The following is an 11,994-nucleotide window of genomic DNA, read 5'->3' on the forward strand; positions in this document are numbered from 1 at the left end:
AATGAGTTTAGATTTTAAGGATTACATCGCAAGCGTTCCGGACTTTCCCGAACCCGGTGTAATTTTCCGCGACATTTCACCACTGATGGCTGATGGCAAAGCGTACGCCGCTGCCACCGACGCAATTGTGCAGTACGCCCAGGATAAGGGTGTCGAGATGATTGCGGGTCCTGAAGCACGTGGCTTCATCGTCGGTTGCCCCGTTGCCTACAAGCTGGGCGTCGGTTTTGCTCCTGCCCGTAAGAAGGGGAAGCTGCCTCGGGAAACCGTCTCTGCCAGCTACGGCCTCGAATACGGCGAATCCACCCTGTACCTGCACAAGGATGCCATCAAGCCGGGCCAGCGCGTCTTGGTTTGTGACGACCTGCTTGCTACTGGGGGCACCATCGCCGCAACCATCGAACTCGTTGAACGCCTCGGCGGGATTGTTGTCGGCACGGCCTTCATCGTTGAACTGACCGATTTGCACGGCCGCGACAAGATTAAGGGTTACGACATTTTGGCCCTGACCGAATACGCTGGTGCCTAAGCGGATTTGGTCCACAAAAAAACCTTTCACATTTGCGTGAAAGGTTTTTCTTTTACATCAAGGCCTGGCCCTGATTCTTCTTACTGGTATGCTTAATGCGCACCTTGGGAATCGTGATTTCCCAGGCGGCGAGGGGGCAAATCACCATGTACAGCGCAGACGCACCGAGCAACCACATGCACATTTCCTTAGCCTCAGTGGAGATGGTGTACTTGGCCAGCGGATCTGGTTCCTTGCTCGGCAAATTCAGTTTGGGCTGGCGGTGGTGCGTGATGCCGGCCACGGTGACCGTATTGCTGCTGGTGGTTTGGCCAAAAGCCGTTGCGCCCCAAAGTGCAAGGAACAAAATCGCAATGATACCGTACAGAATCTTCTTGAACATTCAGCTTACCTCGTTTCAACGTTAATGTAAGCGTATCACATTATGCAGTTTTTGTAAGGGGTTTCGGACTGATTTTCATGATTGGTTTAAAAACAAGCGTAATTCAGTTACAATTAATTAGGATATGTGAGGTGAACGCTTTGGGAAAGAAGAAAGCGAAGGATACAGAAAAGACACTGGTCGAGAAGATGCTCGACGCGAAACACGTGCAGTATGAGGGCGTCAGTTTCGCCACGCACCAAGATGGCGACGTGATGCAGATCAGTGAAGAAGAAATGGCCGTGCCGCAGCACCAGGTGTACAAGACACTGGTGCTGACCGGCAACAAGACCGGCCCGCTCGTCGGGATGGTGCCGCTAGACATGCATATCGACTACAAGAAGCTCAGCAGTGTGTCTGGCAACAAGAAGGTGGGGATGGTGCCCCTCAAGGATTTGGTCAAGACGAGTGGCTATGAACACGGTGCGAACAACCCCGTGGGCATTCACGCCCGCCACAACTACCCAATCTACTTCGCGAATGAGGCTCGGGAAGCGGGCACCATTATCGTGAGTGCCGGCAAAATTGGCCGGTCAGTGCGCCTGAACGCGGAAGATTTGGCGAAGCTCGTCGGCGCCAAGTTTGCGGATTTCGCCACCGAAACGGAACAATAGTTATGTCACGCGAGTAATGAAGGAGGCTGGATTAATGTTTAGTGCAAACAAGAATCGGTACGCAACGTTCGGGGTGCTCACCCGCACTTCAGGGCCAATCGTGGATGCCATCTGGGCCATCATCGACCAGAACCTGCAGGGCGTGTTCCCATTGCAGAACCTATTGAAGTTCAGTTTGAAGAACAAGGACGGGCAGCTGCAGGTTGTTTTCTCCGAGAAGGACCTCGACGGCGGACTGGCCGTTGACCTGAATTTTGATTATTCCACCGACTTCCCCGACGCCGTGTTCGCCTATGACGACGGCAACGTGCAGACGGTGCTCCTCGAAAGTGAAATGGACTAAAAAAATTGAGGCTGATTACCGCGTGTAATCAGCCTCAAATACTGCTTATTGTCATTTTAGTTATGCTCCAATGTCGCCGTAGCGCAAATTGTCGAAGTACTGGAAGTCGATGGTTGCCAGGGCACGTTCCTGTTCCGAAACTCCGGTGAGGAACAGGCGCTGGTCCAGCTGGGTGCCCTGCATCGCCACGAAGATGTGGTTGAGCGCGGTCTCGTAACGGTTTAGCCCGGCCAGGATGCCCGCGTGCATTTCTGCGTATTCTTCCGGCACCGGCATGTTCTTCACTTCGCTGGCGAAGGGCACGAAACGCGCGAGGTTCCGCAGCAAGTGGTTGGCCAGACTCTGCGTGTTTTCAGTTGCGAGGCACTTACCGCACAAAATACGCTCACACGATGCGATGTGCTGCCCGAAGACCTGCTTGTAAACCAGCAGACGGTCCAGATGACTAGAGACGGTTGCGATGTATGCGTTTGTGTACATGGTAATCCCTCCAATTTTGTTATGTGAATCGCTTACAAGAAATAGTTTAGCAATTTATTTTCTAATGCGCAACATAAATAGATAATGATTGCGAATATAGTTTGATTATCTTTGACATAAGCTTTTGATTAATTCAGAAGTTATTTTAAGATAAGTTTTTTAATACAAATAATTAACTAAATGGGGGACATACACCGATGGACGACAAGCAACTGCGCGCCCGCATCGCCAATGCAACCGATGCGGTGATGAGCGCGAACTACACTGAAGACAAGATCAAACAGCGTGTGACTGAGTGGCAGGAGGGCAGTAAGGACAAGCCAGACACCGCTGCGCTCGTGACCTTCATCCTCGCAGAAAATCGCGCCATGACCGAAGAGATGCTGTTTCAAGTTCTGCGCGCCGTCAAGGCTGAATAGCACTAACAATTCATCAAGACTAAAAATGCTCGGCAATCAATTTTTAGATTGCCGAGCATTTTTTACGTTTTGAATATTAGTTATTTAGTGCATCAAATCATGAATAACTTGAACACGGGTTTGCCGGCGCGCCTTGGCCGTTTTGGCAACGGGCACAACCACAGTACTGGTATCCTGACGTAATGTGCGCCAGGTGGAGTAAATGAGCAGCCCCGAAACGAAGATTAGCGGGAAGCCGGCCGCCGAGCAGATAGCTTGCACCGTCTTGAAGCCACCGACGAAGACAATCCCGAACGAGAAGACCATGAAGATGACCATCCAGATTAAGCGGTTGAAGACACTCGGTTGCTGGGTGGGCAATAATTTGGTGCTGGTAAAGGACGACACGATGTACGCGGACGAGGAAATCGTCGTCGCCAGGAAGATGAAGCAGCAGACCGCATAGATTGCGAGCATGACGTACTTCAGTGGCAACGTGGAGAGTACCTGAGCGATGGCGGCAGCTTGCCCCTGCGTGTTCAGGGTGTGAATGAGGTTCACCGCCCCAGTTTGCTGCAGGTAGAGGGAGTAACCACCCAAGATGGCGTAGAAGCTCATGCAGCCTAGAGCGCCATACCCGAGCATGCCGAGAATGACCTGCCGAATTGTCCGGCCCTTAGAGATCCGGGCGATGAAGAGGCCCATGAACGGCATGTAGGTGAGCCACCAGCCCCAGTAGAAGATGGTTTCCGTCTTGACCGGATCCAGTCCGTGGCCAAAGCCTGATGCTAGCCCGGTGCTCATCGGCACGAAGCGGGTGAGGAGGAGGCCCAGGCTGTGACCCTCGCTTTTAAGAATATACATGGTGGGCCCAACGAGCAGCACAATCAGCAAGAAGCCGATGGCCGTCCAAATGTGCGCCGAACTGAGCCGGTCAATCCCGCCCTTAATCCCTTTGAGCATGGTTAAGGCGAAAATCACGAACAGAACGACAAACAGGGCGAGCTTCAAAAAGATGGTGTCCGCAATCCCGGTCAGCTGGGCGATGATTTTGGCGAGCACCGGAATTTCCATCCCGACGGACGAGCCAATCCCGCCCATAATCCCGAAGACAACCAGGAAGTCGACGGTCTTGCGCAGAATCCGCTTGTACGTTTGCTGGCCCTGCAGCTGGGGGATTGCGTCACTAAGCGACATGACCCGCACTTTTTTCACGAACATCATGTACGCGATGATGACGGCCGCGGATGCGAACATCATCCACGCCATTGGCCCCCAGTCGAACTGGCCCAGCATGTGCGCGTTCTGGTAGTTCTGCGCGGACATAGCTTTGGCACCAAACAGGGGCTGCTGAACGTACCGCAGCGGGTCAACCATACTGAGCATGAGGATGCTGGCGTCAATCGCCGTGGCGAAGACCATGCTGCCCCACTGGAAGTTACTATACATTGGTTTGTCATCGGGCTGCCCTAATTTTATTTGCCCGTAATGACTGAGTGCAATATACATGAAGAAAATCAGATTGATGATATAGATACCGAGGTACAGCCAGCCCAAGTGTCCCGTGATGCCGTCCATCACGCTCCCGAGCGCTCCCTTGAGGCGCGCCCCGCCGAGCAGCAGGGCGACCGAGACAATCATGAACAGACCGACTGTCGGTACGAATATCTTCTTATCGATGTTTTGCTTCTGTAAAATAAAAAATTCCTCCCATATTAAATAAAAAAACACGCCGCCAGAATTCCACTAAGGATATCTGTACAGCGTGCTCTGTTGCTGGCTATCTTACACAAATACTCGAATAACAATATGTTAATTTTGGCGCTAGGAACGAATCACATCCCCATTGGCATCCAGGCGGTGAATGATGCGCGCCGGGTTGCCGGCAATCACCACGTCATCGCCAAACGACTTGGTGACGACCGATCCGGCCCCGACAACAACCCGGTTGCCCAGGGTGACTCCGGGCAAGATGGTGACGTGGCCGCCCATCCAGACGCTGTTGCCCACGGTGATGGGCCGGCCCAGCTCCACGTCCGCGTCCCGTTTCTGTGCGGACAACGGGTGCACTGGCGTGTAAAAGCCGACGTCCGGACCGATGTAGCAGTGGTCGCCGATGGTAATCGGGCAGGTGTCCAGCAGCGTCAGGTGGTAATTGGCGTAAAAGTGGTCACCAATGTGAATATTGAACCCATAATCGAACTCAATCCCGGCTTCGGCGAAGAAGTCCGGACCGGAATCCGCAAGTAGTGCCTGAATTCCGTGGTTACGTGCGTCATTATCGTCAAGCTGGTTAATCTTGAGCAACTGCTTCCGCACCAATTTGCGGCGGGCAATTAATTCAGAATCAAATTGCTGGTATTCTTTTCCGGCTGACATTTTCTCTCTTTGTGTTTCCATCATGTAACAACCGTAACACTGAATCGGAAATTTGTTAAAAAGCATTAGAAAAAGTTCTCATAAAGCTGCTATAGCAGGGGCTGACAAGCTAATAGTTTTATAAATGCATTTTTCGGATTTTTCGTGGTTGAGCAAATAAGATTTTCCTTTTATTATGTGTCTGAATGTCGCTCATTTTGCAGCAAAACACGCACAAAAAGCAATCGTTCTTTATAGAAGATAATAGTTACCGGTTGACAGGTAGAGTCTGGCCCTCATCTTTGAAATTGCTTCACAATGCGCGGTACTTTTGCTATACTATCAAGTGTTCCAAATATGGAGAGTTGGCAGAGTGGTAATGCAACGGACTCGAAATCCGTCGAACCGGCTAATACCGGCGCACGAGTTCGAATCTCGTACTCTCCTGAATAAACGTTGATTTAACAGCGTTCCGCAGCCTTTCTGGGTTGCGGTTTTTTTGTTGCTTTCAAACACTTGTTTGGACCAAAATCGACCTTCCAGTACCAGTACAGTACCAGTTGAAAAAATCGGGCCGCCGGTTTGGGCGGTAAACGTGTCCGGAATTTCATGTGATTAGACCTTTCTTTTAGAAGAATTTGTCGAGGGCATCGGCAGTTTCGCGTTGCTTGTTTGGGAAAAGATGCCCGTAAGTGTCAATCGTTGTGACGATGCTGGCATGCCCCAGTCGTTCCTTGATGATCGTGTACTCTGTTTCTTGATCAATCAGCAAGGCGACGTGCGAGTGCCGGAAATCGTGAATACGAATCTGCTTCATCGTGGGATCACGTTTGCAGATACGTTTATAGCGCATGCGGATCGTGTGCTTGTTGCGGCGTATCAGCGTTGCTTGGAACATCGGCGTATCTTCGCTCCAGTCGAGGGCTAAGTCGTGCTTAAAGAGTTCCTGTTGCTGTTCACGCCACTGCAGGAGCAAGGCGATCATGCCTTGGTTGAGGCTGATGCGGCGATTACTAGCCTTGGACTTTGGCGGGGTGATGATATCCACGCCGCCACGTCGGAACACGGACTTGCTGACAGTCAGTTCCTTGCGTTTGAAGTCAAGATCCGACCAGTCCAGCGCGCAAAGTTCGCCGACCCGCAGGCCAGAAAAGAACAGCAACGAGAATAACACGTACCAGTCGAATTCTTCTGGCAGGTGAATCAGCTTCGTAAACGCGTGAAATTCATCTGGCGTGTAGAATTCCATTTTCTTGCGTTCGATTTTGAGCTTCTTCACGCCAATACAAGGATTTTCGACAATCACTTTCTCCTCAACTGCAACGTCGAGGATCAGCTTCAACTCAATCAAGGTCTTGTTGTTGGTGTTGTTGCTCAAATCGCGTTCTTCGGTGAGCCATTCTTGAAAGTCGCGGATATGCTCGCTAGTCAGGCGCTTAATATCGGCATTGACGAAGAATGTCTGGATATAGCGCTTGTACACGGCGCGTTGAGACTGCAAATAGGACGGCTTGATGTGAATCTTCACGCGGTTCACGTACCGCTCGAACAATTCGTCGAAGGTGACTGTTTCCTGATTGAACAGTCGGTCGACGCTAGTACGCATCATCTCCTTTTCAACTTCGCGGGCAGACGCCATTGAACGAATGCCTTGTTTCTTTTTGCGGCGACGCTTGCCGGTGACGGGATCAGTGCCAAAGGAGACACTGACAACGTAGGTGCCATTTGCTGCTTGAGTAATGCTCATTTCATACCTCCAAATAATTGAAGGCACGCTTGCTTTGGTCGTTGACCATGATATACTTGGCTTGTCTAGGGCAAAGTATCGGGTGCGTGCAATCACGTTCATTCGTTGCTTTGTTTTTTTTCGTTGTCATGTTGCGCTTGTTCGAGCACCTCCTTGAGTAACGTCTTTTGCTGCGGGGAGAATTCGGCTGCATTGATCATGTCCGCAATCATATCGGTGCCATTGAGTGAATCGACCTGTTGGACCATTTTCAGACTGGGTGCAACCTGTTTTTTCAGCCAGTTTAGCACGCTGTCCAACGTGATCGGTTCGGGCTGCATGGCGAGCTTCAAGTGATTGCGGTTGTCACCGATGAAAGTTTGCCAATCCGGGTCCAGTGGACAATCAGCCAAGTTCTTCGAGCCTTGTGGCGTCACGATCCGCAAGTAGTGGTTGATGATACCAAAGACGACCGCCTCGGCGTCTTGGCAGGCTAGTAGTTCCTTCATGGCTTTTTGTGCCCGTTGGTCGCGAAGTCGGACTTCAAACCGGTTGAGAATTGGAGAATCTTCTGGGTAGTCGATTTTGTTTTTGAAATATTGCTCGATGTCCTTTTGATAGCCAATCATTTGCACCAAACTTTGTGGTGAACCGAATTGAACGGTTTTCCCAACGCAGCCTTTCTTGATCGTTTCAATTGCGCCTTTGCTCTTAAACAGGCTCACTAGTTCGTCTTTCTCGACTTTTTGAATCAAGTGGGGAATGTCGATAATCCCGACGGTGTCATTGATGGCGAAGTCAACGCGTTTGTAGATGCCAGTTAAGTCATCACAGGCCTGAAAGAAGTCGAACCAAGTTAACCCGTCTCGGACAAGCACCGCCTCCAATTGACGGCAACCAGACCCGTGCATTTCAACTATTGTCCCAAGTTTGGTATTTGGGCCACCAACACGGGTACTCATAATCGAAATATCGCCGCGTTGAATCGTGTAGTCGTACCCGTAAAATGCTTTTTCCGTTAAGGAGAAGAAGTCTCTGTTCATTGGAAATAGCTTCTTGAACACATACTCGGCGTCTTGAGTATTGAACCGCACTCGCACGTAATCGACTAAGATAAACATCGAATCACGGTTTGTCAGGCCAAGGAGCGCGTGTCCCAAGCGTCGTTGCATTTCTTCCGTTAGTGCACCGTTTCCATTTAACAGTCGATTGACATAGGAGCGGGTCATCCCTAATTGTGCCGCAAGTTGCGCTTGACTGATACCAGCACCAGTCATTTGTCGGCGAAATTCCACCAACCAGCCGTGCCCAGTATGATCACGGCCATTCATCATTGTTTTATCCATTGCTCACCTCGTGTGCTCTGATTTCGCCGTCTGCGAACAGCGGATTACCGTGCATAGCGGCGAATCGCTTGTGTTTTCTGCCTCGTTTCGGATTGTTGTTGTCATTTTGTACCCCCCTGTTAGAATACGGGGGCTTGGGCGGCCGGCTAACGCCGACCGCCGCCGCTCGCGCTAGCGGCTTTCGCGCTGCACGCCGCGCGCAGCGGCGTGGTGTTACGTAACCATTGCCAGATCTTCAAATGGATTGAAGCCTAACAGACTGACAATGGCATGGAGTGGGACTTGACCGCACTTGCGGTTTGCATAGAAACCGTGACCGTCTGCGACCAAGTTCAATTTGCATTGATGGATAATCTGTCCGGCTTTGTAACCGGAAAAGCCAAGCTGCATAAGCATCTTCTTGTCGACTAACATCTAATCACCTCTTTTGGTTTATATTTAACAGGTATAGGTTTATGATCTGCTATGGCTGAATCATACCATCCTCCGAGAGATTTATCAACCTCTTTGGGTAAATTACAAACAGGTTTCGTTTAATTATTCCTTGACACTTTCAATGGGTTTCATTAAGCTTCAAGTAAGGCCACACAAAGGAGAAATCAACCCATGTTTGGAAAAAGCGAAGAAGGTATCGACAAGAAGCTCGCTAGAAATATCAAGCGCATTCGCATGGAACGCGGCATGACGCAAAAAGACCTTGCTGATGCGATGGGGAGCATCGAGCAAAGTGTGTCTAAGTTTGAGCGGGCGATCTCTGCACCGTCTGCTAAAGCGATTATGCAGCTGTGTGAGGCGTTGCAAGTGACGCCTAACGACTTGTATCTCAACGATGCCGACTGGCGCAGCTGGCAGTCAGAGAAGCTTGAACACCAAGACCATTCCGTTAACGGTTTGGTCGATCACGTCGAAATGGTTCAAAAGATGTTTGCGGAGGCAGAACTGGCCCGCAAAGCCGGAGATGAGAAGCTAGAGCGTGCTACTCTAGATCAAATCATTCAGATGTACATGTGGACCAATGACCATTTCCGTGATGTCGCGCATTTACTTGATCGGCGGTATGTGACCGAGTACCTCGACAAGATGGAAAAGGAAACTCGTGAATCGATCATCGACAGTCAAAAATAGCACTCTTGAGATTTACAGTATATAATCTGATTTGCTATAACGCGGTCACATATTTGTTAATCGGTTCAATATATGGTAAAATCTAATTATGGAAAAGCCAAAGTTTAGACCTTACAAGCGGCCGAACGGCCACATGGAATTCATTGAATTTCTTGATTCGCTGCCCCTCAAGGAACGAGCAAAATTACAGTTAGCCATCCATACTACGGAAGAACTCGGCTTACAAGAAGCAGCTCAACGGTTGCTGGTCAAGAAACTCACAACCAATTTATATGAGTTGCGTTCGCGGCAAGGAAAAACCTATCAGCGCGGTTTGTATTTTCACGTATTTGGCAGTGATTATGTCATCACCCACGGCTTCTCGAAGAAGACAAACAAGACGCCACAGCGAGAAATTGATCATGCAATCGACCTACGAGCTGAGTTCTATCAAACCTACAAGGAGGAAGACGACAAATGAGTAAAGACATGCACGAATTCACGATGGAACACACCGGTGATCTCGACGCCTACTTCGCGGAAATGATGAAAGATTCCTCGTACCGTGAAGTCTACAATGAAGAAAAAAACAAAATGGCAAGTGCAATGGCGCTGCTCGAAGCGCGCGAGGAAGCTGGTTTATCCCAACAGAAGCTGGCGGACAAGTCCGGTGTTCCTAAGACAACAATCGTTCGTATTGAAAATGGTAACAACACTTCCATCGATACGTTAACCAAGCTTGCCAATGCGCTGGGTCGTCCGCTCAACCTGACGATTGGCCCAGCGAGCATGGCATAAAATCTAGCTTAATTTGATTGACGGCACCAACGTCATAAACTTACGATTGCGGCGTCCCTGTTTGGCAGACGCTTGAGGCCAGGGATTAGGAGAGATGGTAAAACCATCTTGAGCATTCGCTGGCTTTTTTGCGCAGACAGTTCATCAGCAACATCAAACCAGAGTATTGGGGTATGGAAAATGGAAAAGAATGCATTATTACAGCGGGCACTAACGTTTCAAAAGAACTGGCTTCCCTTAGTGGAACAGGGACATGTGACCGAACGGCAGCATGATCGTGAATTTATGGCCGATTTTTATGAGGTTTTTGGAATCTCACGTTCTGTTAGTCGTGCTGGATATGAATGGCGAGTAAAAATTGACGGACACGATAAACGGATTGACTCGCTACTACCAAAACTGCTGATTATTGAAAACACTATTACATGATATAATGTAATAGATTAATAAACGAGGAGTGATCTAATGATACAAGTAGACTGTTGTCCGGGTAAACCAGATTTGGCTGATCGGGCATTGTTAAATGAGAATCAAGCCGCTGACATTGCTTTACTTTTTAAAGTACTCGCAAATAATACGCGGCTAAGAATTTTACATTGCTTAACGCGTGAACCAGATATGGCCGTTAGTGAGATTGCTACATCACTAAATATGAAGGTCCAAGCCATCTCAAACCAGTTACAACGTCTAGTAGATCAAAAGATAGTTAAAGCGAAGCGTAATGGCAACTTCATTGAATATCAGATCATTGATGAATGTACGGCAATTTTATTAGAACGGGCATGGTGTTTAGCTGAAGATGCCGGAAAAATCAATGCTGGTGGGGGAAAATAAAATGATCAGGACAATTATAACGAGTATTATTCTTTATACATCAACTGCAATCGACTTATTAGTTATTTTAATGTTACTTTTTTCAAAATATCGTTCAACAAAGCATCGCCGACAAATTTATATTGGTCAGTTCTTAGGCTCATATACGCTCATTGGAATTAGTTTGTTTTTTGCATTTATTCTCCATTACGTACCCGCCAAATGGTTACTAGGTTTTTTAGGGTTGATTCCCATTGCCTTTGGAATCAAATATATATTTAGCAAAGAAGATGAAGCCGCAGAAGTTGATCAGAAAATTGAAGCGCGTAAAAATAAGAATTTAATTGCAACGGTGGCTTTAATTACGGTAGCTTCTTGTGGTGCGGATAATATTGGCCTTTTTGTTCCTTACTTCGTATCATTATCACTGGTACAGCTAATCGTAACGCTGTTTGTTTTTACCATTTGTATTTATTTTTTAGTTTTCCTTGGTGATAAGTTCTCACAAGTGAATTTTGTAAAGAACTTTCTTGATCGTTTTGGTGATTGGATCATGGCCATTATTTATATTGGTTTAGGCATCATGATCATTCTTGAAAGTGACACTATTAGGCATATTATGCAGCTATTATTTTAATTAAGCAGTAGTCGATATTTTTTATCATTCATTGATCATCTTCTTTTGAAGGTGATTTTTTTGCGTTTGGTGATAAGCATTGATGGTATTGATTTTATTGTCAATTTGAAGATTGTTGCTGAATAATAATGTTTAGCCATACAAAAAGGCCGCCAACTAGTGACGACCAACCAAGTATATTGGCGTGCCAATTCAGTACCACTTCATCCAAATTCAGCCGATTTCAACCGTTTCAATCGTACCAAGAATGCCGTTAAATCAACAATCCGACGTCATTCAAACCGTCAGATTACAACTCGAAATCCGTCGAACCGGTAATACCGGCGCGCAGGTTCAAATCCTGTACTCTCCTTCATTTTTTTAAAAACTACGGCTCTTCGTCAAGTAGAGTTGATAGAACTTTTTGAAAGCACTTGGACCTTAATTG

The 11,994-nt window shown here is 48.2% G+C and carries 17 protein-coding genes and 1 tRNA gene; 11 read left to right on the forward strand and 7 right to left on the reverse strand.

Annotated elements, in window-relative coordinates; all coding sequences use genetic code 11:
- The first annotated feature begins 1 nt into the window (after window position 1).
- Window positions 2-529, forward strand: coding sequence for an adenine phosphoribosyltransferase (locus FC18_RS04490; RefSeq protein ID WP_054678147.1), 528 nt, complete (start codon window positions 2-4; stop codon window positions 527-529).
- 52 nt (window positions 530-581) lie between these two features.
- On the opposite strand, the gene FC18_RS04495 is transcribed toward FC18_RS04490, so the two are convergent.
- Window positions 582-911, reverse strand: a complete 330-nt coding sequence (locus tag FC18_RS04495) for a YajG family lipoprotein (RefSeq protein WP_056975575.1) — start codon at window positions 909-911, stop codon at window positions 582-584.
- A 188-nt stretch (window positions 912-1,099) separates the two neighbouring features.
- Between FC18_RS04495 and FC18_RS04500 the strand changes: the two genes are divergently transcribed.
- The gene (locus tag FC18_RS04500) at window positions 1,100-1,564 is read left to right on the forward strand and encodes an aminoacyl-tRNA deacylase (protein WP_225353705.1); all 465 of its coding nucleotides are present in this window, start codon (window positions 1,100-1,102) and stop codon (window positions 1,562-1,564) included.
- Between the two features lie 34 nt (window positions 1,565-1,598).
- Window positions 1,599-1,907 carry a DUF960 domain-containing protein gene (locus FC18_RS04505; RefSeq protein ID WP_054678142.1) on the forward strand — a complete coding sequence of 103 codons (309 nt, stop codon included), beginning with the start codon at window positions 1,599-1,601 and terminating at the stop codon, window positions 1,905-1,907.
- A 60-nt stretch (window positions 1,908-1,967) separates the two neighbouring features.
- Here the strand turns inward: FC18_RS04505 and FC18_RS04510 are convergent, their stop codons facing one another.
- Window positions 1,968-2,387: a hypothetical protein gene (locus FC18_RS04510; RefSeq protein ID WP_054678139.1), complete on the reverse strand. Its 420-nt coding sequence runs from the start codon at window positions 2,385-2,387 to the stop codon at window positions 1,968-1,970.
- 197 nt (window positions 2,388-2,584) lie between these two features.
- Here FC18_RS04510 and FC18_RS04515 point away from each other — a divergent pair, with 197 nt between their 5' ends.
- Entirely contained in the window at window positions 2,585-2,806 is a 222-nt protein-coding gene (locus FC18_RS04515) for a hypothetical protein (RefSeq protein WP_054678137.1), read from the forward strand.
- An 84-nt stretch (window positions 2,807-2,890) separates the two neighbouring features.
- Here FC18_RS04515 and FC18_RS04520 read toward each other — a convergent pair whose 3' ends face one another.
- Window positions 2,891-4,453, reverse strand: coding sequence for a BCCT family transporter (locus FC18_RS04520; protein ID WP_420806083.1), 1,563 nt, complete (start codon window positions 4,451-4,453; stop codon window positions 2,891-2,893).
- A 156-nt stretch (window positions 4,454-4,609) separates the two neighbouring features.
- On the reverse strand, window positions 4,610-5,188 hold the full coding sequence (locus FC18_RS04525) for a sugar O-acetyltransferase (protein WP_054678240.1): 579 nt from the start codon (window positions 5,186-5,188) through the stop codon (window positions 4,610-4,612).
- 314 nt (window positions 5,189-5,502) lie between these two features.
- Here FC18_RS04525 and FC18_RS04530 point away from each other — a divergent pair.
- Window positions 5,503-5,590 (forward strand) — tRNA-Ser (locus FC18_RS04530).
- A 181-nt stretch (window positions 5,591-5,771) separates the two neighbouring features.
- On the opposite strand, the gene FC18_RS04535 is transcribed toward FC18_RS04530, so the two are convergent.
- From FC18_RS04535 to FC18_RS04545, 3 genes are all read right to left on the reverse strand, one after another.
- A complete protein-coding gene (locus FC18_RS04535) occupies window positions 5,772-6,890 on the reverse strand; it encodes a site-specific integrase (protein WP_024129352.1) in 1,119 nt (372 codons plus the stop codon).
- 98 nt (window positions 6,891-6,988) lie between these two features.
- The gene (locus FC18_RS04540) at window positions 6,989-8,215 is read right to left on the reverse strand and encodes a replication initiation factor domain-containing protein (RefSeq protein ID WP_054678133.1); all 1,227 of its coding nucleotides are present in this window, start codon (window positions 8,213-8,215) and stop codon (window positions 6,989-6,991) included.
- Window positions 8,216-8,428: 213 nt separating this feature from the next.
- Window positions 8,429-8,629: a DUF3173 family protein gene (locus FC18_RS04545; RefSeq protein ID WP_021354116.1), complete on the reverse strand. Its 201-nt coding sequence runs from the start codon at window positions 8,627-8,629 to the stop codon at window positions 8,429-8,431.
- A gap of 192 nt (window positions 8,630-8,821) precedes the next feature.
- Between FC18_RS04545 and FC18_RS04550 the strand changes: the two genes are divergently transcribed.
- The 6 genes from FC18_RS04550 to FC18_RS04575 all read left to right on the forward strand — a co-directional run bounded on the left by FC18_RS04550 (window position 8,822) and on the right by FC18_RS04575 (window position 11,567).
- Window positions 8,822-9,340, forward strand: a complete 519-nt coding sequence (locus FC18_RS04550) for a helix-turn-helix domain-containing protein (RefSeq protein ID WP_021354117.1) — start codon at window positions 8,822-8,824, stop codon at window positions 9,338-9,340.
- Window positions 9,341-9,428: 88 nt separating this feature from the next.
- Window positions 9,429-9,800: a type II toxin-antitoxin system RelE/ParE family toxin gene (locus tag FC18_RS04555; RefSeq protein WP_024129350.1), complete on the forward strand. Its 372-nt coding sequence runs from the start codon at window positions 9,429-9,431 to the stop codon at window positions 9,798-9,800.
- Window positions 9,797-10,117 carry a helix-turn-helix transcriptional regulator gene (locus FC18_RS04560; RefSeq protein ID WP_021354119.1) on the forward strand — a complete coding sequence of 107 codons (321 nt, stop codon included), beginning with the start codon at window positions 9,797-9,799 and terminating at the stop codon, window positions 10,115-10,117. The genes FC18_RS04555 and FC18_RS04560 overlap by 4 nt, the downstream gene beginning before the upstream one ends.
- Before the next feature lie 180 nt (window positions 10,118-10,297).
- Window positions 10,298-10,546, forward strand: coding sequence for a hypothetical protein (locus tag FC18_RS04565; RefSeq protein WP_054678131.1), 249 nt, complete (start codon window positions 10,298-10,300; stop codon window positions 10,544-10,546).
- A gap of 36 nt (window positions 10,547-10,582) precedes the next feature.
- Window positions 10,583-10,951, forward strand: coding sequence for an ArsR/SmtB family transcription factor (locus tag FC18_RS04570; protein WP_003678450.1), 369 nt, complete (start codon window positions 10,583-10,585; stop codon window positions 10,949-10,951).
- A gap of 1 nt (window position 10,952) precedes the next feature.
- Complete coding sequence (locus tag FC18_RS04575) at window positions 10,953-11,567, forward strand: CadD family cadmium resistance transporter (RefSeq protein WP_003678449.1); 615 nt, start codon at window positions 10,953-10,955, stop codon at window positions 11,565-11,567.
- Window positions 11,568-11,994 lie beyond the last annotated feature (427 nt).

It is taken from the genome of Lacticaseibacillus sharpeae JCM 1186 = DSM 20505 (genome assembly GCF_001436225.1).
GTDB classification, from domain to species: Bacteria; Bacillota; Bacilli; order Lactobacillales; family Lactobacillaceae; genus Lacticaseibacillus; species Lacticaseibacillus sharpeae.